The 22,685-nt window shown below is 71.8% G+C and carries 22 protein-coding genes and 1 tRNA gene; 13 read left to right on the top strand and 10 right to left on the bottom strand.

The window, feature by feature from the left end; translation table 11 throughout:
* From urtB to MET9862_RS21790, 5 genes are all read left to right on the top strand, one after another.
* Positions 1-1,058: urea ABC transporter permease subunit UrtB (gene urtB / locus MET9862_RS21810; RefSeq protein ID WP_142584963.1), on the top strand; the 1,058-nt coding region annotated here is incomplete at its 5' end.
* On the top strand, positions 1,055-2,152 hold the full coding sequence (gene urtC / locus MET9862_RS21805) for an urea ABC transporter permease subunit UrtC (RefSeq protein WP_142584962.1): 1,098 nt from the start codon (positions 1,055-1,057) through the stop codon (positions 2,150-2,152). The genes urtB and urtC, both read left to right, overlap by 4 nt.
* On the top strand, positions 2,149-2,859 hold the full coding sequence (locus MET9862_RS21800) for an ABC transporter ATP-binding protein (protein WP_142584961.1): 711 nt from the start codon (positions 2,149-2,151) through the stop codon (positions 2,857-2,859). The genes urtC and MET9862_RS21800 overlap by 4 nt, the downstream gene beginning before the upstream one ends.
* The gene (urtE, locus tag MET9862_RS21795; RefSeq protein WP_142584960.1) at positions 2,856-3,569 is read left to right on the top strand and encodes an urea ABC transporter ATP-binding subunit UrtE; all 714 of its coding nucleotides are present in this window, start codon (positions 2,856-2,858) and stop codon (positions 3,567-3,569) included. The genes MET9862_RS21800 and urtE overlap by 4 nt, the downstream gene beginning before the upstream one ends.
* A gap of 19 nt (positions 3,570-3,588) precedes the next feature.
* Complete coding sequence (locus MET9862_RS21790) at positions 3,589-4,539, top strand: acetamidase/formamidase family protein (RefSeq protein ID WP_142584959.1); 951 nt, start codon at positions 3,589-3,591, stop codon at positions 4,537-4,539.
* A gap of 34 nt (positions 4,540-4,573) precedes the next feature.
* Here the strand turns inward: MET9862_RS21790 and MET9862_RS21785 are convergent, their stop codons facing one another.
* Positions 4,574-4,918, bottom strand: coding sequence for a transposase (locus MET9862_RS21785; RefSeq protein WP_142584958.1), 345 nt, complete (start codon positions 4,916-4,918; stop codon positions 4,574-4,576).
* 230 nt (positions 4,919-5,148) lie between these two features.
* Between MET9862_RS21785 and MET9862_RS21780 the strand changes: the two genes are divergently transcribed.
* Genes MET9862_RS21780 through MET9862_RS21760 form a run of 5 tightly spaced genes read left to right on the top strand, consistent with a single transcriptional unit; the run spans position 5,149 to position 10,487 of the window.
* Positions 5,149-5,991, top strand: coding sequence for an ABC transporter ATP-binding protein (locus MET9862_RS21780; RefSeq protein ID WP_142584957.1), 843 nt, complete (start codon positions 5,149-5,151; stop codon positions 5,989-5,991).
* Positions 5,991-6,863 carry an ABC transporter permease gene (locus MET9862_RS21775; RefSeq protein ID WP_142584956.1) on the top strand — a complete coding sequence of 291 codons (873 nt, stop codon included), beginning with the start codon at positions 5,991-5,993 and terminating at the stop codon, positions 6,861-6,863. The genes MET9862_RS21780 and MET9862_RS21775 overlap by 1 nt, the downstream gene beginning before the upstream one ends.
* Positions 6,864-6,907: 44 nt before the next feature.
* Complete coding sequence (locus MET9862_RS21770) at positions 6,908-7,870, top strand: ABC transporter substrate-binding protein (protein ID WP_142584955.1); 963 nt, start codon at positions 6,908-6,910, stop codon at positions 7,868-7,870.
* 21 nt (positions 7,871-7,891) lie between these two features.
* A complete protein-coding gene (locus tag MET9862_RS21765) occupies positions 7,892-9,196 on the top strand; it encodes an amidase (RefSeq protein ID WP_142584965.1) in 1,305 nt (434 codons plus the stop codon).
* Between the two features lie 55 nt (positions 9,197-9,251).
* Positions 9,252-10,487: an amidase gene (locus tag MET9862_RS21760; RefSeq protein WP_142584954.1), complete on the top strand. Its 1,236-nt coding sequence runs from the start codon at positions 9,252-9,254 to the stop codon at positions 10,485-10,487.
* A 353-nt stretch (positions 10,488-10,840) separates the two neighbouring features.
* Here MET9862_RS21760 and MET9862_RS21755 read toward each other — a convergent pair.
* Positions 10,841-10,915: transfer RNA gene (locus MET9862_RS21755), tRNA-Glu, on the bottom strand.
* 171 nt (positions 10,916-11,086) lie between these two features.
* On the opposite strand from MET9862_RS21755, the gene rlmB reads away from it, so the two are divergent.
* Entirely contained in the window at positions 11,087-11,884 is a 798-nt protein-coding gene (gene rlmB / locus MET9862_RS21750) for a 23S rRNA (guanosine(2251)-2'-O)-methyltransferase RlmB (protein WP_142584953.1), read from the top strand.
* A 65-nt stretch (positions 11,885-11,949) separates the two neighbouring features.
* On the opposite strand, the gene purD is transcribed toward rlmB, so the two are convergent.
* Both purD and MET9862_RS21740 read right to left on the bottom strand, forming a co-directional pair.
* Complete coding sequence (purD, locus tag MET9862_RS21745) at positions 11,950-13,239, bottom strand: phosphoribosylamine--glycine ligase (protein ID WP_142584952.1); 1,290 nt, start codon at positions 13,237-13,239, stop codon at positions 11,950-11,952.
* A gap of 112 nt (positions 13,240-13,351) precedes the next feature.
* Positions 13,352-14,413, bottom strand: coding sequence for a YeiH family protein (locus MET9862_RS21740; RefSeq protein ID WP_142584964.1), 1,062 nt, complete (start codon positions 14,411-14,413; stop codon positions 13,352-13,354).
* A gap of 170 nt (positions 14,414-14,583) precedes the next feature.
* Here MET9862_RS21740 and MET9862_RS21735 point away from each other — a divergent pair, with 170 nt between their 5' ends.
* Positions 14,584-14,853, top strand: coding sequence for a hypothetical protein (locus MET9862_RS21735; RefSeq protein ID WP_142584951.1), 270 nt, complete (start codon positions 14,584-14,586; stop codon positions 14,851-14,853).
* A 449-nt stretch (positions 14,854-15,302) separates the two neighbouring features.
* On the opposite strand, the gene MET9862_RS21730 is transcribed toward MET9862_RS21735, so the two are convergent.
* From MET9862_RS21730 to MET9862_RS21705, 6 genes are all read right to left on the bottom strand, one after another.
* Entirely contained in the window at positions 15,303-16,058 is a 756-nt protein-coding gene (locus tag MET9862_RS21730) for a GntR family transcriptional regulator (RefSeq protein WP_142584950.1), read from the bottom strand.
* 147 nt (positions 16,059-16,205) lie between these two features.
* Entirely contained in the window at positions 16,206-17,195 is a 990-nt protein-coding gene (locus MET9862_RS21725; RefSeq protein WP_142584949.1) for an Ldh family oxidoreductase, read from the bottom strand.
* Between the two features lies 1 nt (position 17,196).
* Positions 17,197-18,138: an NAD(P)-dependent oxidoreductase gene (locus MET9862_RS21720; RefSeq protein ID WP_142584948.1), complete on the bottom strand. Its 942-nt coding sequence runs from the start codon at positions 18,136-18,138 to the stop codon at positions 17,197-17,199.
* Between the two features lie 93 nt (positions 18,139-18,231).
* The gene (locus tag MET9862_RS21715; protein WP_142584947.1) at positions 18,232-19,593 is read right to left on the bottom strand and encodes a cation:dicarboxylate symporter family transporter; all 1,362 of its coding nucleotides are present in this window, start codon (positions 19,591-19,593) and stop codon (positions 18,232-18,234) included.
* Positions 19,594-19,729: 136 nt separating this feature from the next.
* Positions 19,730-21,010 carry a UxaA family hydrolase gene (locus tag MET9862_RS21710; RefSeq protein WP_142584946.1) on the bottom strand — a complete coding sequence of 427 codons (1,281 nt, stop codon included), beginning with the start codon at positions 21,008-21,010 and terminating at the stop codon, positions 19,730-19,732.
* An 8-nt stretch (positions 21,011-21,018) separates the two neighbouring features.
* On the bottom strand, positions 21,019-21,336 hold the full coding sequence (locus MET9862_RS21705; protein WP_142584945.1) for a UxaA family hydrolase: 318 nt from the start codon (positions 21,334-21,336) through the stop codon (positions 21,019-21,021).
* 340 nt (positions 21,337-21,676) lie between these two features.
* On the opposite strand from MET9862_RS21705, the gene MET9862_RS21700 reads away from it, so the two are divergent.
* Positions 21,677-22,423, top strand: coding sequence for a sulfite exporter TauE/SafE family protein (locus MET9862_RS21700; RefSeq protein WP_142584944.1), 747 nt, complete (start codon positions 21,677-21,679; stop codon positions 22,421-22,423).
* The last annotated feature ends 262 nt before the right edge of the window (positions 22,424-22,685 follow it).

Below are 22,685 nucleotides of genomic sequence, written 5' to 3'. Positions count from 1 at the left end.
CGGACAAGCGCCGCGCCGCGGTCGCGGCGGTGGCGGCCGCGCCCTCGGGCGCCGCCCTCGCGCGGCTCCGGGCCCTGCGGAGCGAGCCCGCAGCCGCTGCGGACCTGGCTTTCGCGCAGGCGCTCGATGTCGGTATCGCCTCGGTGGAGCGGGCGGTGCGGATCGGAGACGGCCTCGCGATCCTCTACAACGGCCTGAGCTTCGCCAGCATCCTGTTCATGGCGGCGGCCGGTCTCGCGATCATCTTCGGCCTGATGGGGGTGATCAACCTCGCGCAGGGCGAGTTCATCATGCTGGGCGCCTACGCCACCTTCGGCGTGCAGGAGGCTTTCCGGCGCCTCGCGCCAAGCCTGCTCGACCTCTACCTGATCGCCGCGATCCCCGTGGCCTTCGCGGCGGCGGCGCTCGTCGGCATCGTGCTCGAGGCCCTCGTCCTGCGCCACCTCTACCGCCGCCCGCTGATGAGCCTGCTCGCCACCTGGGCGGTCAGCCTGTTCCTGGTGAACCTCGTGCGCGTCGCGGTCGGCACCCAGAACCTGCAATTCGCGATGCCGCCCTATGTCAGCGGCGGTGCTCCGCTCTACGCCGACTTCGTCGTCACCTGGAATCGGCTCTTCGCCATCCTGTTCGCGGCGGCCACGCTCGCCCTGACCCTCCTCGTCCTACGCCGGACGCCGCTCGGCCTCGACATCCGCGCCGTGACGCAGAACCGCGACATGGCGGCCTGCCTGGGGCTCCCCACTCGCCGGATCGACCGCCTCGCCTTCGGCCTGGGCTCGGGGCTCGCCGGCCTCGCGGGCGTGGCACTCTGCCCGATCTATAGCGTGAATCCCGGCATGGGCTCCGGCTTCGTCATCGACGCCTTCATGGTGGTGGTTCTCGGCGGCGTCGGCAGCCTTATGGGCACGCTGGTGGCCGCCCTCGGGATCGGCGGCGCCAACGTGCTGATCGAGCCGCTCTCGGGCGCGGTCGCCGCGAAGGTCATCGTGCTCGTCGGCATCATCCTGTTCCTGCAGCGCCGGCCGGAAGGCCTGTTCGCGGCGAGGCGGCGGCGATGAGCGGCGCGGTTCACACGGGTCTCGCCGCCCCCGCGCATGAGCGGCGCGCGCTGCGCGATCCCCTGGTCGCTGTGCTCGTCGGCCTGTGCCTCGCCGCCGCGCTCGGCCTCGTGCTGGGCCGGCCCGCCCCCTATCTCGTCAACGCGGTGGGCCAACTCGCCGCCTTCGCGATCCTGGCGGTCTCCCTCGATCTGGTCTGGGGCTATCTCGGCATCCTCAGCCTCGGGCACGGGCTGTTCTTCGCGATCGGCGGCTACGTCTGCGCCATGCATCTCCTGGCGCACGGCACCGTCATGACGGGCACGCTGCCGGATTTCGTGCAGTTCATGGGCTGGAAGGGCCTGCCGGCCTACTGGGCCGGCCTGGAGCACGCACCCTACGCCCTCCTCCTGGCGCTCGGGCTCGCCGGGCTCGTTGCGTTCCTGTTCGGGCTCGTCGCGTTCCGCTCGCGCGTCAACGGCGTCTATTTCTCGATCATCAGCCAGGCGCTCGTCTACGTCGCGATGCTGCTGATGTACCGCAACGACACCGGACTCGGCGGCAACAACGGCATGACGGGCTTCCCGCTGCTGTTCGGCTGGCCGATGGGCGCGCCTGCCGTCGTCACCGGCCTCGCGGTCGCCGCACTCCTGACCCTCGCGGCGGTGCTGGCGGGCGCCCGCCGGCTCGTCGGCAGCGCGGTCGGGCGGCGCATGCTCGCCTGCCGCGACGACGAGACCCGCCTGCGCACGCTCGGCTACTCGACCACGCGGCTGAAGCTCCGGGTCTGGTGCCTTTCGGCGATGATCGCGGCGCTCGCCGGCATCCTCTACGTGCCGCAGGTCGGCATCATCAACCCGCGGGTGCTCGCGCCCGATCTCTCGATCGAGATCGCCGTCTGGGTCGCCATCGGCGGCCTGGGCCGGCTCGGCGGCGCGGTGATCGGCGCCGTCCTCGTCAATGCCTTGAAGTTCTGGCTGAGCGCCGCGATGCCGGAGGCCTGGCCCTTCATCCTCTCGGGCCTCGTCCTCCTCGTCGTGCTGGCCCTGCCGAACGGGCTTCTCGACCTCGCAGGCCTTCGCATCCGGCCAAGCTGGGCATCGGGTGCCCGATGAGCGCGCTCGTCATCGATGCGCTCACCGTCGCCTTCGGCCGCTTCCGGGCGCTCGACGCGCTCTCGCTCGCCGTCGATCCCGGCGAGGTCCGCGCCGTGATCGGCCCGAACGGGGCCGGCAAGACCACCCTTCTCGACGTGATCTCGGGCATCACCAAGCCGGTTTCCGGCCGGGTGATGCTCGGCGACCGTCTCGATCTGACGCGATGCTCCGAGGCCCAGATCGCCCGGGCCGGGGTGCGGCGCAAGTTCCAGAAGCCCAGCGTCTTCCCGGTGCTCACCGTGCGCGAGAACCTCGCGATCGGCTGCGGGCCCGACATGGCACCGGGGGCCCGGGAGGCGCGGATCGCGGCGGTGCTCGGCGAGGTCGGCCTCGCCGTCCGCGCTGCGGTGCCGGCGGGCGCGCTCTCCCACGGCGAGAAGCAGTGGCTGGAGATCGGCATGGTGCTGGCCGCCGAGCCCGGGCTCCTGCTCCTCGACGAGCCGGTGGCCGGGCTCTCCGACGCCGAGACCGCGCGCACCGCCGAGCTGATCGGGCGCCTGCGCCGGCCCGACCGGGCGATCCTGGTGATCGAGCACGATATGGGCTTCGTGGAGGCGGTCGCCGACAAGGTGACGGTGCTGCACGAGGGCCGCACCCTCTACGAAGGCGGGATGCAGGGCGCCCGCAGGGATGCCCGCGTGATCGAGGTCTTCCTCGGCCGATGACGCGCGCGACCGCACCCGCCTCCCTCGCCGTCGAGGGGCTCGACCAGCATTACGGAAGCGCGCAGGTGCTGCGCGGCGTCGGCTTCGCGATCGAGCCCGGGGCCTGCCTCGCCGTGCTCGGCCGCAACGGCGCCGGCAAGACCACGCTGTTGCGCTGCCTCACCGGCCTGATCCCGACGAGCCGCGGCTCGGTCCGCCTCGACGGGACCGACCTGACGCGCTGGCCCGCCGACGGGCGGGCGCGCGCAGGTCTCGCCTACGTCCCGCAGGGACGCGAGATCTTCCCCGACCTGACGGTCGCCGAGAACCTCCGGGTCGCCGCCCGTGCGCACGGGCTGGACCGGACCGACGCGGTGGACGAGGCCGCCGCCCTGTTCCCGGCACTGCGCGGCCTCTGGGGGCGGCCGGGTGGCAACCTCTCGGGCGGGCAGCAGCAGCAGCTCGCCATCGCCCGCGCTCTCGCGACCCGCCCACGCGCGCTTCTCCTCGACGAGCCGACCGAGGGCATCCAGCCCTCGATCGTCGCTGCGATCGAAGGGGTGATCGCCGGGCTGAAGGGTCGGATCACCGTGCTGCTGGTCGAGCAGTATCTCGATTTCGCGCTCTCGGTCGCCGACGCCGTGGTGGTCCTGTCCCGCGGCAGCGTGGTCGAGCGCGGCGACCGCGGGGCGGTGAGCCACGCGGATCTCGCGCGCCACATCGCCGTCTAGCGTCCCTCAGGAGACCCCCGTGTCCACGCACCATGAGCTCCCCGCCACGCCCGAGACGATGGTGCTCGGCTATTTCGACGCCGCGCTCCCGCCCGTCCTCACCCTCGAGTCCGGCGACACCGTCACCCTGCACTCCCACCCGGCGGGAGGCCGCGAGTCGCTCCATCCGGATCCATCCCGCGTGCCGGCCGACCTCACGGCGGCGCTCGACACGCTGAAGCCCGGCCCCGGTCCGCATTTCGTGACCGGGCCGATCCACGTGCGCGGTGCCGAGCCGGGCGACATGCTGCAGGTCGACATCCTCGACCTGAAGTTCCGTCTCGACTGGGGCTTCGTGGCGATCCTGCCGCTGCTCGGCACCCTGCCGGACGAGTTCACCGACTACGAGACCATCCACGCCGACATCGACGTGGCGCGCGGCATCTGCCGCCTGCCCTGGGCCACGGAGCTGCCCCTCGACCCGTTCTTCGGCATCCTCGGCACCGCTCCGCCCGCCGCCTGGGGCCGCGTCGGCAGCCCCGTCCCGCGGGCCTTCGGCGGCAACATGGACAACAAGGAGATGCGGGTCGGCACCAGCCTCTATCTCCCGGTGTTCAATCCCGGCGCCGGCTTCTATGCGGGCGACGGGCATGGCGTGCAGGGCGACGGCGAGGTCTGCATCACCGCGCTGGAGACCGGGCTGACCGGCACCTTCCGGCTCACCGTGCGCAAGGACCTGCAGGGCGCCTGGCCCTTCGCCGAGACCTCGACCGACCTGATGTCGATCGGCCTGCACGAGAGCCTCGACGAGGCGATGCGCCAAGCCGTCCGCGAGATGGTGCGTCTGGTCTGCGCGCGCACGAACCTCACCCGCAACCAAGCCTACATGCTCTGCTCGCTCGCGGGGAACCTGCGCATCACCCAGACGGTGGACGGCAACAAGGGCGTGCACATGCTGATGCCGAAGGCGGCGCTCGCACCGAAAGGCTGAGGCGGCGGGCGCGGTCGCCGGCGGGCGGCAGCCCTCAGTTTGCCGTGCGCACGAAGGCGAAGCGCCCGACGCAGGCCTCCGCGCCCCGATGGCGCGGAGCCGGGCGCGCCGCCGCGCTCGTCCGGTCGGCGGAGACCGGTCGCGCCATCAGCGCCGCGCGCAGGCGCTCCACCTCGGCGCGCAGGGCGGCGTTCTCCTGCTCCACCCGATCGAGCCGGGCAACGCCCGCGGGCTTGAGGCCGCCGAGCCGCCGCCGCCAGCGATAGAAGGTGCCGAGCGAGACGTGGGCGCTCGCGCAGATCTCGGCGATCGGTATACCGCGCTCGGCCTCGCCCAGCAGGAAGGCGATCTCCTCGTCCGTGTGCAGGGATCGACGCATACAGGATCTCCCGGTTCGACAGGCGCGCGTGCATCTCGCGGTCGCGGGCGAGCAAGAACCGGACCGGCCAATCCGGCAATTTTGACGTTTCGCGGCGGAAGCGCCCGCCGGGCGGGCCGGAGGGCGCAGATTTGCGCAAGGCCCGGGCCGCCCTGCAGCCGATTTCGCCTTGGGATTCCCCACACCGCGCCGGACAATCCCGGGCGAGCGATGCCGCCTGAGGAGTTCCGATGGATCACGCACCGACCCCCGACAGCGCTGCCGGCCGGACGGACGGCCCGGTGCAGCTCGCGCTGCGTGGCATCCGCAAGAGCTTCCAGGCCAAGGCTGGACCGGTCCCTGTCCTCGACGGCCTGAGCTTCGACATCCTCGAGCGCGACTTCGTCAGCATCATCGGCCCGTCGGGCTGCGGCAAGACCACCGTGTTCAACGTGATCGCGGGGCTGCTCGAACCGGATGCCGGCACGATGCTGTTCCGCGGTCAGCCCGTGGCGGGCCTGCGCGGCCGGGTCGGCTACATGATGCAGAAGGACCTGCTGTTTCCCTGGCGCACGGTCCTGCAGAACGTGATGCTGGGCCTGGAGATGAAGGGCACGGACCCGCGCGAGGCCACCGACACCGCCCGCCACTACCTTGCCCAGTTCGGCCTCGGCGGCTTCGAGAACGCCTATCCGAAGACCCTGTCGGGCGGCATGCGCCAGCGCGCGGCGCTGATCCGGACCCTCATCATGGATCCGGACATCCTCCTCCTCGACGAGCCGTTCTCGGCGCTCGACTACCAGCCCCGCCTCTATCTCGAGGGCGTGCTGCTCGACGCGGTGGAGCGCTTCGGCAAGACGGTCGTGCTCGTCACCCACGACATCGACGAGGCGGTGGCCCTGTCGAAGCGCGTCGTGGTGCTCGGCGGGCGGCCCTCGCGGGTGAAGAACGTGCACCCGATCGTGCTCGGCGACCGCTCGCCGATCGGCGCGCGCAGCGACCCGCGCTTCTCCGACTACTTCCACACCCTGTGCGGCGAGCTGGACATCCAGACTCGCGGCGGAACCGCCTCCTCCCACGCCGAGGCCGCCTGATGACGACGCACGCCTTGAAATCCGCCGCGCAGGCCGAGGCCGAGCGCCCCGCCGCGATCCGCCGGGGTCCGGGCCCGCTCGCCCGCGCGGTCGATACCACCCTCGGGCGCGGCCTGATCCAGGCCATCGCGGTGGCCGTGTTCTTCGCCGCCTGGGAGATCGCGGTCGATGCCGGCTGGCTCACCGAGTTCCTGGTCGGCGCGCCCTCGGGCATCTGGCGCGTGTTCCGCGCGAGCCTGATGGATGGCAGCCTCGCGGTCGACACTTGGTACACGCTGATCGAGGCCATCCTCGGCTTCGTCATCGGCACGATCGCCGGCTCCCTGGCCGGCCTCGGGCTCTGGTACTCGGTCCTCGTCGCCCGGGTGGTCGAGCCCTTCATCGTGGCGATCAACTCGGTGCCCAAGATCGCGCTCGCGCCGATCGTCATCCTGTGGTTCGGCACCGGCTTCGTCTCGAAGGTGGCGCTGGCGGTCTCGCTCACCGCGCTGGTCGCCTTGATCGCCGCCTATCAGGCCGCGCGCGACGCCGACCCGGACCTCCAGGCGCTGATGGCCTCGATGGGAGCCTCCAAGAACCGGATCTTCCGCTCGGTCATCGTGCCGTCCACGCTGCCGGCGATCATCGGGATGTTCCGGATCAATATCGGCTTCGCGCTGGTCGGCGCGGTGGTGGGCGAGTTCATCTCGTCCCAGCGCGGACTCGGGCACATGATCTACAACGCCTCGTCCCTCTACGACCTGAATACGGTCTGGGTCGGGCTCTTCGTGCTGATGTTCGTCGGCTTCGTCCTCTACCACGTCATCGATGTCGTCGAGCGCCGCATCCTGCCCTGGCGCCAGGTCTCGACCGCGGGCGGCATCCAGGTCTGACGCCTCGCCCGTCCTTCCCTCTCTCCCGTCCAGGATCTGTCCCGATGAAGCCGCTGCGTCCCGCCCTGCTCGCCGCCCTGCTCGCCTGCGCGACTCCGCTGCCCGCTCTCGCCGCCAACCTGAAGGCCACGGTCTCCCAGGCCTTCCAATCGATGCTCTACCTGCCGCTCTACGTCGCCATCGACGAGGGCCTGTTCGAGAAGGCCGGCCTCGACGTCACCAAGGAGACGGCGGGCGCGCCGAGCGTCGCGCTCTCCGCCGTGATCTCGAAGAGCGCGCAGTTCTCGATCCACGGGCCCGAATGGACTGCGGTGGCGGCCTCCAAGGGCGCGCCCGTCAACGTGGTGGCCAACGTCGTCAACGGCGCGGCCGTCTGGATCGCGACGGCGCCGGACTTCCCCTGGACCGACGTGAAGAGCCTGAAGGGTCAGACCATCGTCACCGGCCTGATGCCGACCACCAGCACCTCGCTGTTCCTGAAGCTCCTGAAGGAGAACGGGATGAGCAAGGACGACGTGACCCTGACCCAGGTCGCGCTCGGCACCGAGCCCGGGCCGTTCCTGGCCGGTCAGGCCAAGGTCGCGGTGATGTACGAGCCCGGCCTCGATCAGGTCGTCGCCAAGGGCATGAAGGTGGTGCTGGGCTTCCCCGAGAAGTACGGCCCCTACGCCTTCTCGGCCGTGAGTGCCCGCAAGGACGTCGACCCGGCCGTCGCTCAGGCCTTCGTCAACGGGATGCAGGCGGCGATCCGGCTGATGCAGGCCGAGCCCGCCCGGGCCGTGGCTGTGGCCAAACGGGAGTTTCCGAACCTCGATCCCGCCGTGGTCGAGGCGGCGGTGAAGCGCATGATGAGCGAGAAGGTCTATCCCGACAGCGTGGACATCTCCAAGGAGGCGCTGACGCTCGGGCTCGACACGCAGATCGCCCTCGGCAATCTCGCGGCCCAGCCCGACTACGCGAGCTTCGTGCGCCGCGACTTCATCGCGAAGGCGGTTGCCGGCAACTGAGGAGCTGACGCCACCGTGTCGATGCATGCACTCGGCCTCGTCGAGGCGGTTCAGGCGATCCGTGCCGGCCGTCTCGCTCCCGAGGACTACGCCGCCGCCCTCCATGCGCGGGCGCGGCAGCTCGATCCCGTCCTGCGCGCCTTCACGGTCCTGGCCGAGCCCGGCGCGCCGGCGGATGGCCCGCTCGGGGGCATCCCGGTTGCCGTGAAGGACATCGTGGCGACCCGCGGCCTTCCGACCGCGAACGGCTCGCCGATCTATGCGGACAACGTCCCGGAGGCGGATGCCTGGGTGGTGGCGCGCCTGCGCGACCTCGGCGCCTCGATCCTCGGAAAGACCGTGACCACGGAATTCGCCTGGCGTCATTCCGGGCCGACCCACAATCCCTGGCGGCTCGGGCATACACCGGGCGGCTCGTCGAGCGGCTCGGCCGCCGCGGTGGCGGCGGGGCTCGCACCGCTGGCGCTCGGCAGCCAGACCTTCGGCTCGGTGATCCGCCCGGCAGCCTTCTGCGGCGTGGTCGGCCTGAAGCCGAGCTACGGCGCGATCCCGCGCACCGGCGTGCATCCGCTGGCCCAGTCCCTCGATCATGTCGGCCTGTTCACCCGCTCGGTGGCGGACGCTGCCTTCGCCCTCGCGCTGCTCGCGGGTGCGAGCGAGGCGGACCCGCACGGACAGCCGCTGCCGCCGTTCCGCATCGACCCGGAGCGGGGCGTCGAGCCGCTCGCCACCCCGCGCCTCGCCCGGGTCCGCATCGGCCCCTGGGACCAGGCCGAGCCGGCGGCCCTCGCCTGCCTGGACGCCGCCGCAGAGCGCTTCCGGGCTGCCGGCGCCCGCGTCGAGGACCTGACCCTGCCCGCCCCCTTCGCCGGGGCGGCGGAGGCGGCACGCACGATCCTGGCCTGCGAGGCCTCCGACATCTACGCGCCGCTCGTTGCGAGCCATCCGGACAAGGTCAGCGCGCCGCTGCGGGATCTCGTGCAGGAGGGCGCGGACATCCCGGCCGTCCGCTACATCGCGGCCCGGACGCTTCAGGCGGAGCTGCGCGCCGGCTTCGGCGCGGCGCTCGCCGGCTTCGACGCGCTGCTCACGCTGCCGGCTCCGGGGCCTGCCCCGGAGGGGCTCGCCTATACGGGCGACCCGTCCTTCTGCGTGCCGCTCACGTATCTCGGCGTGCCCTGCATCACCCTCCCCGCTGGCGATGCCGAAGGCCTGCCGCTCGGCATCCAGCTCGTCGCGCCCTACCGCAACGATCTGCGCCTGCTGCGCATCGCGCGCTGGTGCGAGGCGGTCCTCGACCGCCCGCTGCGCTTCCCGACGCTCTGAACCCTACCTCCCGTTCGCCACCCGGCGCGCCGTCGCGGTGCCAGAAGGTCGTTTCATGCTCTCCCTGCTGTCCCTGCGCGCCCGCATCGAGGCGGGCCACCTCACGCCCGCGAGCGCGCTCGCGCTGGTCCGCGAGGCGATCGCGGCGCGCGAACCGGAGGTCGGCGCCCTCGTCAGTCTCGACCCGGCCCCGGTCGTGCCGGGTGCCGGCCCGCTCGCCGGCATCGCTTTCGGGGTGAAGGACGTGATCGACACGGCCGACCTGCCGACCCAGATGGGCTCGTCGATCTATGCGGGCTGGCGCCCGAAGGCCGACGCGCCGGCGGTGGCGCGGCTGCGGGCGCTCGGTGGCGTCGCGCTCGCCAAGACGACGACGACCGCCTTCGCCTTCATGGACCCGACCGAGACGCGAAACCCGAACGCGCCCGGCCGCACGCCGGGCGGTTCCTCGGCGGGCTCGGCCGCCGCGGTCGCGGCCGGGATGCTCCCGCTGGCGCTCGGCACTCAGACCGGAGGCTCGGTCATCCGTCCGGCGGCCTTCTGCGGGGCCGTGGGCGTCAAGCCCTCGTTCCGGCTCCTCCCGACGGTCGGGATGAAGTGCTTCTCCTGGACGCTCGATACGCTCGGGCTGTTCGCAGCGAGCGTCGCGGACGCGGCCCACGCCCTGGCGCTCCTCGCCGACCGGCCTGAGATCGAGCGCGCCGGGGACAGGGCGCCCCGCATCGGTCTGCTCGTGCCGAACTTCTGCGCCGAGCCGGAGGAGGAGGGCCTGGGCGCGCTCCTTCGGACGGCGCGCTCGGTCGAAGCGGCCGGCGCGGTGCTGCACCCGCTCGCCCTGCCGCCGCTCTACGCGCAAGCCTTCGGCCTCCACGGCACGCTTCAGGACTTCGAGGGCATCCGGTCGCTCGCCTGGGAGTACGACCATCGGCGCGACGCGCTGCCGCCGCTGCTGCGCGCCCAGCTCGACGCGGCGGGCGCGATCCCGGCCGAGGCCTACGACGCGGCACGCCACGTGGTCCGCACCGCGCGGCGGGATTTCCGCGCGGTGCTCGGTGCGGCGGGCGTCGACGTCGTGCTCACCCTGCCGGCGCCGGGGGCGGCGCCCCAGGGCTACGCCTCGACGGGCGACTCGCGCTTCAACCGGCTCTGGACGCTCCTCGGCGTTCCTTGCGTGACCGTGCCGGTGCCTGGCGACGGACCGCCGCTCGGCGTGCAGGTGATCGCGCCCTTCGGCGAGGATGCCCGCGCACTCGCGGCCGCAGGCTTCGTCGAGCGGGCCTTGGCGCGCTGACACGTATTGAACCGCCGCTGGACGGCCATGCGGACTTGCTCCGTCGGCGTCTCGGCGCAGTCGGAGCGCAGGGTTCCGATCACCCCGTCGGAATTGACGCCGACGCGCTTGCGGTCGGTCTCGGCGTGCTCGCTCATCGCCATGTCGGCCCCCTCACGAAGCCCAGCGCCCACGGCGCGAGGGCGGTGCGCGTGAGCGGTCCGCCGAGCCGGACAAGCCGTTCCGCGCAGAGCAGCCCGCCCGCGCGGTCGGCCGTCTGGGCGCGCGACGAGGCAGGCGGTGACCGCCAGGGCCGTCGCTAGCGCGCATTGTGTGAGATGCGTCGACAAATCCTGGCTCAGCCCTGGATTTGCTGGCGCGCCCTGCGGGAGTCGAACCCGCCTTTTCAGCGTGAAAGGCTGACGTCCTAACCGATAGACGAAGGGCGCTGGCGTGAAGCCGAGGGTTCTATAGTCGGGCTCGGCGGCCAGGGCAACGGGCCTGTGGCCGGCTTGACGGATCGGCGCCGGGCCGGTTTGTCGCGTGCGGGGCGCCGTCCCCATGGCGCGAGGCGCGCCGGCCTGCGCCGGGGCGCCCAGAGGAATGGATGATAGCGAGCGATGACCACCCGGCGCGACGACAGGCCCCCGGGCCGCCCGAGGCCGGCCTCCTACGGCCGGCGCCCGGCCGCGGCCAAGCCGCGGCCGCCCGTCGATGAGGGTGTGAGCGTGCTCTACGGCTGGCATCCGGTGGTGCAGGCCGTCGGCAATGCGGAGCGGCGGCTGCACCGTCTGCTCGCCACCGAGAACGCCGCGGCACGGCTCGCCGCAGAGCTCGGGCCCTTGCGGATCACGCCGGAACTGGTGCGGCCGAACGCGATCAACGCGCTGCTCGGCCCGGACGCCGTGCATCAGGGCCTCTATCTCGAAGCCGAGCCCCTGCCCGCCCCCCGTCTCGACGACCTGCCGGACGACGCGCTGCTGCTGGCGCTCGACCAGATCACCGACCCCCACAATGTCGGGGCCATCGTGCGCACGGCCGCGGCCTTCGGCGTCACCGGCATCGTCACGACGGCGCGCCACGCGCCGGGCGCCACCGGCGTCCTGGCGAAGTCGGCCTCGGGCGGACTGGAGCACGTCCCCTTCGTCACCGTGCGCAATCTCGCGGAGGCTCTGATCGAGCTGGGCGAGCGCGGCTTCACGCGGATCGGCCTCGATTCCGAGGCTGCCGTCGATCTCGATACCCTGGAGCCGCGCCGCCCGGCCGTGATCGTGCTCGGTGCCGAGGGGAAGGGCCTGCGCGAGCGCACCCGCACCTGCTGCGACGTGCTCGCCAAGATCCCGTTCACGGGGGCGATCCGCAGCCTGAACGTCTCGAACGCCGCCGCGATCACCCTCTACGCGCTGCGCATGCGCTGATCGCGCGGCCCGAGGCGCGCCCCATCCCGGACCGCCACGTCAGGCCGGCGTGCCGAAAAAGCGGGTCAGGGCGCCGTGTCGTCCTGCCCGGCCAGCTCGCGGGCGACGGCGCGCCAGCCGATGTCGCGGCGGCAGAAGCCTTCCGGCCAGTCGATGCGGGCAACCGCGGCGTAGGCGCGGCCCTGCGCCTCCTTCACGCTGTCGCCGAGCGCCGTCACCGCGAGCACGCGCCCGCCATCGGCGAGGAGCTGGTCGCCGTCCGCGCGCGTACCGGCCTGGAAGACCAGGGCGCCGGCGGCCTCCGCCTCGGCGAGGCCCCGGATCGCTGAGCCGCGCACCACCGTGCCGGGATAGCCGGCGGCGGCCATCACCACGGTGAGCGCCGCCCGGTGCGCATCGAATTCGAGAACGGTTCCCGACAGATCGCCGTCGCAGGCCGAGAGGAGAGCCGGGACGAGATCGGAGTTGAGCCGCGGCATCAGCACCTGTGCCTCGGGGTCGCCGAAGCGGGTGTTGTACTCGATGAGCTGCGGGCCGTCCTCGGTGAGCATGAGGCCCGCGTAGAGGATGCCGGTGAACGGCGTGCCCCGCGCCTGCATGCCGGCGAGCGTCGGCTGGATGATGCGCTGCATCACCTCCGCCTCGATCGCCGGCGTGATGATGGCGGCGGGCGAGTAGGCGCCCATGCCGCCGGTATTGGGGCCGCGGTCGCCGTCGAAGACGCGCTTGTGGTCCTGGGCGGTGCCAAGGGGAATCGCCCGGGTGCCGTCGCAGAGGGCGAAGAAGCTCGCCTCCTCGCCGACAAGGCAGGCCTCCACCACCACCTCGGCCCCCGGTTCGGCGAAGAGGGCGCGCACAGCCGCCTCCGCCTGGTCGAGGGTGTCGGCGACGGTGACGCCCTTGCCGGCCGCGAGCCCGTCGGCCTTCACCACGATCGGCGCGCCCTGCTCACGCAGATAGGCGAGGGCCGGGTCGAGCGCGTCGAAGCGGGCGAAGGCGGCGGTCGGGATGCCGTACTCGGCACAGAGATCCTTGGTGAAGCCCTTCGAGCCCTCGAGCTGGGCCGCGGCCTTCGTCGGGCCGAAGGTGCGGATCCCGGCCGCGGTCAGGTCGTCCACGAGGCCCGCCACCAGCGGCGCCTCGGGGCCGACCACCACGAGGCCGATGCGCTCGGCCTCGCAGAAGGCGCGGACCGCCGCATGGTCCGTGATGGCGAGGTCGGGCCGGTTCTGGCCGTGGCGCGCGGTGCCGGGATTGCCCGGCGCCGTGAACAGGCGCGTGCAGAGGGGGCTCTTCGCCAGGGCGTAGGCCAGGGCGTGCTCGCGGCCGCCGGAGCCGATCAGAAGGATGTTCATGGACCCACGCTTTTCCGGGAAAAGCGGTCGCGGGGAAAGGGGGGAGGTGGCGCGATGCCGCACGGGTGCGGCGTTGCGCCCGCAATCCACTCCGGTTTCGGCGGACCGTGCCTCAGCTCAGGCCCAGACCGCGGATGAGCAGGACGCTGATGGCGAGCAGGACGAGGAGGGATCCGGTCACCGCGAGCGTCACCCGCGCGCCGACGCGGGCGAGCACGCGCACATCGACGCCGAGGCCGAGCGCGGCCATCGACACCACGGTCAGGACGCCCGCGAGCTTCGCCAGCGGCGCCACCGCAGCGTCCGGAATGAGGCCGAGCGAGCGCGCGGTGGCCAGCGCTAGGAAGCCCAGGATGAACCACGGCACCAGCTTGAAGAAGCCGAGCCGGCTCGGAGCTGCCTTCCCCGTCGCGCCTTCCGCCGGCAGGTGCGGGGCGAGCAGCGAGAGCGCCACCACCACCGGACCCAGCATCAGCACGCGCACCAGCTTGACCAGGGTGCCGACTTGCGTCGCCAGCAGGCTGATCGGCACGGTGGCGGCCAGCACCTGCGGCACCGCGTAGACGGTGAGCCCGGCCAGCACCCCGTACTGGTGCTCGGAAAACCCGGCCAGCGGCACGAAGAGCGGCAGGCCGAGCACCATCAGCACGCCGAGCACGGCGGTGAAGGCGATGGAGGCGGCGACATCGCGGCTGTCGGCGCCGATGACCGGGGCGACCGCCGCGATGGCCGAGTTGCCGCAGATGGCGTTGCCGCAGGCGATCAGCAGCGCCATGCGCACGGGCAGCCCGAGGCCGCGGCAGATGGCGCAGCTCGCCAGGATGGTGAGCACGACCGCCGCGACGATGCCGGTGAGGAGCGCGGGGCCGGAGGCGACGATGGCGCCGAGGCTCACCGAGGCGCCGAGCAGGGTGACGGCGACCTCGAGCACCTGCTTGGCGGAGAAGGCGATGCCGGCCTTGAAGCGGGGGCCCGGCATCCAGGCGGTGCGGATGGCGATGCCGATCAGGATGGCGAGAACCAGGGCCTCGACATAGGGGTGGCCGGTCAGGTGCTCCTCGCCCGCCTGCAGCGCGATGGCCAATGCGGTCACCGCCAGGCACAGGAGCAGCCCTGGCAGCAGATCGCCCATCGCACCGGCCCAGGCGCCCCGTGCGGCGGTCTCCGAGGGCATCTTCACGGGCGCCTTGGCGGGCATGACGGGCCTTTCAGTGGAGGTCGCAGGTGGGTTGAGCAGATTCTTCCCTGCCGCGGCAAGTGGGGAGCATGCCGTTCTCCGCCTGCGGGAATCTTCGGAAGACGCGTCCATTGATCGTGTCTGACCGAAGCGCGACATCTACATCCATGCGCACGACCCTCGACTCGCAGGCTTCCGGTACGGCCCCGACGGTCTCGTTCGATCCGTTCGGCGAGCCGCTCGATCTGGCGCGCACCGAGCCCTGCCGCACCGAGCCGCCGCGCGAACGGGCCGTCTACCGAGTGACGGCCGCCGCCTTCTGGGCGCTGGCCCTGCTTCTCGTCGGAACGCGGGTCTACGTGTCGGACGTGCCAGTGCACCAGACCTTCGCGGCGATCGCCCAGACGGCGCAGGCCGGGTTCAGCATCCTGCGCTGAGGCACGGTCCGCGTCCGCAGCGCCCGTTCGAGCTTCCACGCCCGCATCACCTCGCCACCGGCCTGCCGGTCCCCGCACTGACATCCCTACGCGATGCCGGTGCCGGTGGGAGGCAGTTCCTTGCCTCGCCGGGTCGATTCCTTCCCTGGACAGGCCCGCGCCGGCCTGCATGCGTGGTGCTGGGCGCGTACGGTTTCCGGATGAGGCGCGGGTCCCCCCTCTCCCCGCCGGGCGGGGAGAGGCCCACAGGGACCTCGTCGTCCCTGTGGGAAGCGGAGGCGAAGCCGGAGCGGCGGTGAGGGGTGGCTTCCGGAGGAGCCTCCTCCGTTCAAGCCCTCTCACCCTCGGCTGCCGCCTTGTTGCGACGACGACGCGGTCGTCGCGACCCTCTCCTCGCACGCGGGGAGAGGGGATCCGCGGCTGTCCGGTCCGATGAAGGAGAAGTCGCCTCAGCGCAGCACGGAGAGGTAGTGCACCGTGTCGGTGAGGCAGAGCGAGAGGCGCCATTCGACCGGGCGTTCCTCGAGATCGAGCGCGACGCGGTCGACCTCCAGGGCCGGCGTCCCGGCCGGCACGCCGAGGAGCTCCGCCTCGCGCGCCGGCAGAACCAGGGCCTTCAGCCGCTCGTGCGCCACCGCGATCGTGATGCCGAACTGGTTGGCGTAGAGGCTGTAGAGGGTGTTCGGCAGGTCGCGCGCCGCGAGGTCCGGGAACAGGGCGGCCGGAACCGAGATCGTCTCCAGCACGCAGGGCTTGTCGTCCAGGCTGCGCAGGCGCTCGCAGCGCACGACGCGGGCCGAGCGCACCAGGGCGAGCCGGTCGCGCTCGTCCACGCTCGCCGCGGTCTCGGTGATCGCCAGCACGCGGCTGACGGGCGTGCCCGCGCCCCCCGCATCCGGGCGCAGCTTGAAGAAGCGGAACACGCTCTGCTTGTCGTCGTGCTCGGCCACGAAGGTGCCGCGGCCCTGGCGCCGCACCAGCAGACTGTCGGCGGTGAGCGCGTCGAGCGCCTTGCGCACCGTGCCCTGGCTGACGCCGAGCTCCGCTGCGAGCTGGCCCTCGCTCGGCAGGATCTGTCCCGGCTGCCAGACCGCGTCCGCGAGCCGGCGCAGCAGCGTGTCGTAGACCTGGCGATAGAGCGGCCGGAAGCCGACCGCGTCGCCGCGACCCGCCCCACCGGCCCCTCCCCCGCCTGACCGATCCATCGTGTCCCGATGCTCCCCCGGGCCGGGAAGCCGATCCCATGAAGGCCCGAGCACGCTGTACCTCCCTTCGATACGGTGCGGCGCCGCTGGCCGCAATCGTTCCGGCCCGCCGAGGCCGGAGCCGCCCACAGACGGGCGCGCACAACCTCACAGCGCCTCGATCTCCGCCACCAGCGCGTCGGGGACGCTCAGGCCGTCCGCGGCGGCGCGGGCGCGCAGGGCGAGGCGGCGCCCGCCCGGCAGCCGCGCGCCGTCCTGGTCCTCGATCGCGGCGGCAAGAACCGCGAAGCGCTCCGGCGCGTCCTCCGAGAGCGCGCCGGCATCGAGGGCGATCAGGAACTGGCCGGTGCCGGGCGGGTCCCCGGCCGCGTCGAGGAAGGAGGATGCCTCGGCGGCGTAGCGCGCGCCGACGAGGCCGGCGGCCAGCACCTCCACCATCAGGGCGAGCGCCGTGCCCTTGGCGTCGCCGAGCGGCACCATCGTGCCGTTCAGCGCCGCGGCGGCATCCGTGGTCGGGCGCCCCTCGGCATCGAGGGCCCAGCCCTCCGGAATCGCCTCGCCGCGCTTGGCCGCCCCGACGATATTGGCGCGGGCGACCTTGGAGAGGGCGAGGTCGACCACGATCGGCGCCCGCCCCGGCAGCGGGCAGGCGAAGGCGAGCGGGTTGGTGCCGAATACCGCCCGATTGCCGCCCCAGGGCGCCATGGCCGCGGGCGTGTTGGCGAAGAGGAGCGCGACGCAGCCCTGCTCGGCCAGCGCCTCCACCGGGCGCCCTGCCGCGCCGCAATGGTGCGAGCGGCGGATGCCGGCGGCTGCGATCCCCTGCGCGCGGGCCATCCCCGGCAGGGCATCCAGAGCCGCGTCGAGGGCCGGGTAGGCGAAGCCGTGGCCGGCATCGACGGCCAGCAGCCCCGGCCGCGGCTGCGCGATCCGGACCTCGGCATCGCCCACCACCTTGCCGGCCCGCACCTGCGCGGCGTAGGGCGCGACCCGCGAGAGCCCGTGGCCTTTCAGCCCGTCGGCCTCGGCGCCGACGAGGGCCCGGGCGGTGCTGTCGGCGGCCGGGGCGGCCGTGCCGCAGCGGATCAGGGCGTCGGTGGCGAGCCGCCGCGCGGTCTCGAGCGTCAGGGTCGCCATATCAGGCCTCCGTCAGGTGGCGGCGCACGGCGTGTGCCGTGACCGCGGAGACGCGCACGTTCGATTCCACCGTCACCCCGGCGATGTGCGGCGTCAGGATCAGGTTCGGCACGTCCGCGAACGGGGCCCCGCCCGCCGCGTCGAGGGGCTCGCGCGCGAACACGTCGAGCGCCGCGCCGCCGAGGCGGCCCGCGCGTAGCGCCGCGGCGACGGCCGCTTCGTCCACGACGCCGCCGCGGGCCGCGTTGATCAGGATCGCGCCCTCCGGCATCCGGGCGATCGCCTCCGCCCCGATCAGCCCGCGGGTCCCCTCGGTCAGCGGCACGTGCAGGGAGAGCACGTCGCTCTGCGCGATCAGGTCGTCGAGGCTGCGATTGGCCACCGGGCCGTAGGCAGGGCTCCAGGCCGGGTCGCCGGGCGCCAGGAAGGGGTCGTGGGCCGAAAGGCTCATGCCGAGCGCGGCGGCGCGGCGGGCGGTCTCGCGGGCGATGGCGCCGAAGCCGACGAGGCCGAGGCGCTTGCCCGCGATCTCGCGGCCCATCAGGGCGTTGCGCGGCCAGGTGCCGGCGGCGACCTGTGCGGTGGCGCCGTAGGCGCCGCGCAGGAGCAGCATGGCCGTGCCGATGACGTACTCGGCCACTGCCCCGTCATTGGCGCCGGTCGCCGGGTAGACGGCGATGCCGCGGGCCTCGCAGGCGGCCATGTCGATGTTGTCGAGCCCGACGCCGAGGCGGCCGACCACCTTGAGGTCGGGGGCGGCGGCCAGCAGGCCGCCGCGCACCTGAGTCCGATTGCGCACGATCAGGGCGTCGGCCCCTTTCAGCGCCGCGACGAGATCCTCCGGCCGGTCCACGAGGCCCGGATCGTAGAGGGTGTCGAAGCCGGACAGCCCCTCGGCGATCGCGGCCTCGTCCATGAACTCGCTGATGACGACCTTGGGCATGTCCGTTCCGTGGGTCTCATGAGGTCCGGGTGTCGAGAGGGATCATCCCTCTCGCGGGTCCGGGGCAGAGCCCCGGCGATCGACAATATCCGCTCACGTCGCGGGCACCGCCGACGGCAGCGGGCGGCGGAGCGCGGCCGTCGGCTCGCGGGCCGGAACCTCCTCGGCCGCGTCCTCCTCGTCCAGGGTGTCGAGGTCCGGCGTGATGCGGCCGTCGAGGACGGCGCGGGCATGGGCGAGGTCGATCTTCTTCTCCCAGCGGGCGATCACAAGGGTCGCCACCATGTTGCCCACCGCGTTGGTGACGCAGCGCAGCTCGTTCAGGATGCGGTCGACGCCGATGATGAGGGCGATGCCGGCCACGGGCAGGAGCTGCGAGGCCTGGAGCGTCGCCGCCAGCACGAACAGGATGGCCCCGGCCACGCCCGCCACGCCCTTGGAGGTGACGAGCGCGATGGCCAGGATGCCGAGTTCCTGCTCCCAGGTCAGCGGGATGTTGAGCGCCTGCGCGATGAAGCCCACCGCCATGGTCAGGTAGATGCAGGAGCCGTCCATGTTGAAGGACAGGCCCGCCGGCATGACGAGGCCGGTGACGCTGCGGTCGACCCCGAGCCCGCCGAGCTTGGCCATCAGCCGCGGCAGCACCGATTCCGAACTGGTGGTGCCGAGCAGGATGAACATCTCCTCGCGGGTGTAGCGGAACAGCTTCCACAGGCTCAGGCCGACGTAGAAGCGCATCACCCCGCCGAGGAAGAACACGATGAAGACGATGAAGGTCAGGTAGAGCGACACGATCAGCATCCCGTACTGGGCCAGGATGCCGAGGCCGAACTTGCCGATGGTGAAGGCCATCGCCCCGAAGGCCCCGATGGGGGCGACGTGCATGATGAGGCCGACGACCTTCATCAGCACGTCGCCGAAGGCGTGGACCACCTTCAGCGGGAACTGGCCCTTGGGGCCGAGCGCCGCGAGCCCCATGCCGACGAGGACCGAGAAGAACATCACCTGGATCAGGTCGCCCTTGGCGAAGGCATCGACCGCGCTGTGCGGAATGATGTTGGCGACGATCTCCATCGGCGACTGCGCGTGCGCCTTGCCGGCGATGCCGGCCACGAGCTTGGCGTCGAGGCTCTCGACGCTGGCATTGATGCCGTCGCCCGGCCGCAGCAGGTTCACGAAGAGCAGGCCCGCGGCAAGCGCCACCGTGGTGGCGATCTCGAAATAGGCGATCGTCTTCAGGCCCATCCGGCCGACGCTCTTCATGTCACCGACATGGGCGATGCCGACCACGACGGTGCAGAAGATCACCGGCGCGACGATCATCTTGATCAGGTTGATGAACATGTCGCCGAGCACCTTGCAGGAGACGGCGAATTGCGGGGCCACCACCCCGACGACGATGCCGAGCGCGATGCCGAGCAGGACCTGGCCGTAGATCGACCGCATGAGCCGCATGGACGTTCCTCCGAGCTTGTCGAGGCACGAAAGACGCCGCGTTTCCCGCGATCTCCCTCCCGCGCGCGTCACGCCCCGTGGCGTCGGGGCGGCGGCCGCGGGGAGGATGCTCCCCCGCGGCCGCACAGCAGGCGCCTCAGGCGCTGCGGTAGAGCTTCGTCATCACGAACTCGCGGTGGCCGAGCGATTCCGCCGCCGTGAGCCGGCCATTGGCCGTGCGCACCACCATGTCGATCAGGGCGTCGCCCGCCTGCGGGATCGTCATCTCGCGGCGGAGCACCCCGGAGACGTCCACGTCGATATGCTCGCCCATGGTGCGCACCGTGCGCGGGTTGCCGGTGATCTTGATCACCGGGACGATCGGATTGCCGATCACGTTACCCTGGCCCGTGGGGAAGGTGTGGACCACGTAGCCCGCCGCCGCCATCAGGGTCACGCACTCGGCCGCGGCCGAGGAGGTGTCCATGAAGTAGAGGCCCGGACCCTTGGCGGGGCTTTCGGCCGGCTGCAGCGCGTCGATGAAGCGGCACTCGTGGCCGATCTTCTCCAGGTTGCCGAGGGCCTTCTCCTCGATCGTGGTCAGGCCGCCGGCGATGTTGCCCTTGGTCGGCTGCGAATCCGAGAGGTCGTCGGTCTTGTGGGCCTCGATCACGTCGTCCTGGTAGGCCTTCCACATGGCGTACCACTTGTCCGACACTTCGGGGCTGATCGCCCGCTCGCGGCAGAGATGCTCGGCGCCGGTGATCTCGGAGGTCTCGCCGAACACGCCGTAGATCCCGTGCGGGATCAGCTTGTCGTACATGTTGCCGACGGTGGGGCAGGAGGCGAGGCCCGTGGTGGTGTCGGACTCGCCGCACTTCGTCGAGACCCAGAGGTCGGCGATCGGGCATTCCTCGCGCTGGAGCTCGGTTGCCCACTGCACGAAGCGCTTGGCCTGGTAGCTGGCCTTGGCGACCGTGGCGATGTCGCCGTGGCCCTCGATGCCAAAGCCGACGACCGGCTTGCCGGTGCGGGCGATGCCTTCGACCACGCGGTTGGTCCACTGGTCCTCGATGCCGATCACCACCACGGCGGCGACGTTCGGGTTCGAGCCGATGCCGATGAGCGTGCGGAAATGCAGCTCCAGATCCTCGCCGAACTGGAGGCGGCCATAGGCGTGGGGCAGCGCCATCGTGCCCTTCACATTGTTGGCCACCGCCTCGCAGGCGGCGTTGGAGAGGTCGTCGAGGGGCAGCAGGACGACGTGGTTGCGCACGCCGACGCGGCCGTTCTCGCGGCGCCAGCCCATGAAGGTGGCGGCCTTGTAGTCGGCCGAGGCGCGCTTGGTGGACAGCGCCTTGGTGGCGAACTGATCGGGGGCGCCGCCGGTGAAGGGCGTCGCGATCTCGTGTTCGAGCTGAGCGGCTTCCTTGAACATGGCGGACCTCACCAGCGCTTCGTCTTGACGTTGTGGACGTGGACGTGCTCGCCCTTGGCGACGTCCTTGATCACCTTGCCGATGTCCTGGCCGTACTTGATGGCCGTGTCGCCGGCCTTCAGGTCGGTGAGCGCCACCTTGTGGCCGATCGGGATGTCGTGGCGGACATCGACGTCGAAGGTGCTGTTGTCCTCCGTGATCACCCCGAAGGCGGCGGTGCCGGCTTTCAGGCCCTCGATCACGGCGACGGCGACGTTGTCCTGGGGGGAGTGGGCGAGAAGATGCGGGTTCGTCCGTCCCGCGCCGGATCCGGCGTGGCTGCTCATGGGCATTCCTCCGTGTGGCCGTCTCTATGGCGGGCCATGTCTTGTATAAGACATATGACATGGGGTGGGTCAATCCGGAAGCGGCCTCTTTCGTGAGGCACCCGCAGTTCCCCGACGATCCCGCTCCGGACCTCCGTTCGAATCGCTCTCAGGATCCCGGTCGGGACCGGTCTCGCCCACCCGGATCCGGAATGAAGGTTACGCCCCGACCCGGTTGCTCGCAAGGTCACTCTTATATAAGACTTTGATCAAGGCCTGCGTTCAGGACGGGCCCGCCGGGAGGATCCTCGAGGCCGCATCGCCGCGCGGGGCCTGCCCGCGAGCGCCCGTGGTTGCCGCGATGAACGAGACCCTGCTGCTGGTTGCCTGCCTCGCCTGCGCCGGCGTGATCTCGGGGCTGACCGGCTTCGCCTTCGCCCTCGTCGCCTCCGGGACCCTGCTCTCGCTGCGCTCGCCCGTGGAGGCCACGGCCCTCGTCCTCGTCTGCAGCATCCTCTCGCAGGTGATCTCGCTGGTGCGCCTGCGGGCCTGGCCGCCGCGGGGCACCGCCTTCGCGATGATCCTGCCCGGGCTGGTCGGCGCGCCCATCGGCATCCACCTGCTGCACGGGCTCGACCCGAACGTGGTCAAGGTGGCGGTGGGCGGCTTCCTCGTCCTCTACGCCGCCTTCGTCTCGGTGCTGCGGGCCGATTACCGCGTCGCCTTCGGCAATGCCTGGAGCGACGGCGCTGTCGGCTTCCTCGGCGGCGTGCTCGGCGGCATCGCCGGCCTGTCGGGGGCGCTGCCCACCGCCTGGAGCCTGCTGCGCGGCTGGGAGCCGCGCACCCAGCGGGCGGTCTACCAGTCCTTCACCCTGGTGATGCAGGTCTGGGCGCTCACGATCCTCACCCTGGTCGATCCCCTGCCCGCCGACCTCGTGCGCGACCTCGCTTTGGCGCTGCCCGTGGTGCTGGTGAGCGTGCTGGCCGGGCTCTCGCTGTTCACCCGCATCGACCAGGCCCGCTTCCGCCGCGTGGTCCTGGTTCTGCTCGCCGTGATCGGGCTGACCACCACGGCGCTCGCCCTGCCAGGACTTCTGCACGGCTGAAGGGTCCCGGGTTTCCAAAGGGATCATCCCTTTGGCGGGTCCAGGGCGGAGCCCTGGGATTCATGAGGGCTTCGCCCCGACACCCCAACAAAGGGATGATCCCTTTGGAAACCCGAATTCCGTCCTCTAGATCATCGCGTGGGGGCACGATCGGGCGGGCGCAGAACTGATGCGGTGGATGCCCCCACCGACCGGCATCTCGTATGCCTGATGGTTGAATCGGAACCGATCATAGGGGTCATCGATGACGACGATCAGCATG

It is taken from the genome of Methylobacterium symbioticum (assembly GCF_902141845.1).
Lineage (GTDB): Bacteria > Pseudomonadota > Alphaproteobacteria > Rhizobiales > Beijerinckiaceae > Methylobacterium > Methylobacterium symbioticum.
This window is presented reverse-complemented; position numbering and strand designations above follow the sequence as displayed.

Bases quoted from the DNA above. Each gene is read 5' to 3' on its own strand.
- urtC (WP_142584962.1), top strand. From the start codon at position 1,055: ATGAGCGGCGCGGTTCACACGGGTCTCGCCGCCCCCGCGCATGAGCGG.
- MET9862_RS21800 (WP_142584961.1), top strand. From the start codon at position 2,149: ATGAGCGCGCTCGTCATCGATGCGCTCACCGTCGCCTTCGGCCGCTTC.
- urtE (WP_142584960.1), top strand. From the start codon at position 2,856: ATGACGCGCGCGACCGCACCCGCCTCCCTCGCCGTCGAGGGGCTCGAC.
- MET9862_RS21785 (WP_142584958.1), bottom strand. From the start codon at position 4,918: ATGCGTCGATCCCTGCACACGGACGAGGAGATCGCCTTCCTGCTGGGC.
- MET9862_RS21780 (WP_142584957.1), top strand. From the start codon at position 5,149: ATGGATCACGCACCGACCCCCGACAGCGCTGCCGGCCGGACGGACGGC.
- MET9862_RS21775 (WP_142584956.1), top strand. From the start codon at position 5,991: ATGACGACGCACGCCTTGAAATCCGCCGCGCAGGCCGAGGCCGAGCGC.
- MET9862_RS21770 (WP_142584955.1), top strand. From the start codon at position 6,908: ATGAAGCCGCTGCGTCCCGCCCTGCTCGCCGCCCTGCTCGCCTGCGCG.
- MET9862_RS21765 (WP_142584965.1), top strand. From the start codon at position 7,892: ATGCATGCACTCGGCCTCGTCGAGGCGGTTCAGGCGATCCGTGCCGGC.
- MET9862_RS21760 (WP_142584954.1), top strand. From the start codon at position 9,252: ATGCTCTCCCTGCTGTCCCTGCGCGCCCGCATCGAGGCGGGCCACCTC.
- rlmB (WP_142584953.1), top strand. From the start codon at position 11,087: ATGACCACCCGGCGCGACGACAGGCCCCCGGGCCGCCCGAGGCCGGCC.
- purD (WP_142584952.1), bottom strand. From the start codon at position 13,239: ATGAACATCCTTCTGATCGGCTCCGGCGGCCGCGAGCACGCCCTGGCC.
- MET9862_RS21740 (WP_142584964.1), bottom strand. From the start codon at position 14,413: ATGCCCTCGGAGACCGCCGCACGGGGCGCCTGGGCCGGTGCGATGGGC.
- MET9862_RS21735 (WP_142584951.1), top strand. From the start codon at position 14,584: ATGCGCACGACCCTCGACTCGCAGGCTTCCGGTACGGCCCCGACGGTC.
- MET9862_RS21730 (WP_142584950.1), bottom strand. From the start codon at position 16,058: ATGGATCGGTCAGGCGGGGGAGGGGCCGGTGGGGCGGGTCGCGGCGAC.
- MET9862_RS21725 (WP_142584949.1), bottom strand. From the start codon at position 17,195: ATGGCGACCCTGACGCTCGAGACCGCGCGGCGGCTCGCCACCGACGCC.
- MET9862_RS21720 (WP_142584948.1), bottom strand. From the start codon at position 18,138: ATGCCCAAGGTCGTCATCAGCGAGTTCATGGACGAGGCCGCGATCGCC.
- MET9862_RS21715 (WP_142584947.1), bottom strand. From the start codon at position 19,593: ATGCGGCTCATGCGGTCGATCTACGGCCAGGTCCTGCTCGGCATCGCG.
- MET9862_RS21710 (WP_142584946.1), bottom strand. From the start codon at position 21,010: ATGTTCAAGGAAGCCGCTCAGCTCGAACACGAGATCGCGACGCCCTTC.
- MET9862_RS21705 (WP_142584945.1), bottom strand. From the start codon at position 21,336: ATGAGCAGCCACGCCGGATCCGGCGCGGGACGGACGAACCCGCATCTT.
- MET9862_RS21700 (WP_142584944.1), top strand. From the start codon at position 21,677: ATGAACGAGACCCTGCTGCTGGTTGCCTGCCTCGCCTGCGCCGGCGTG.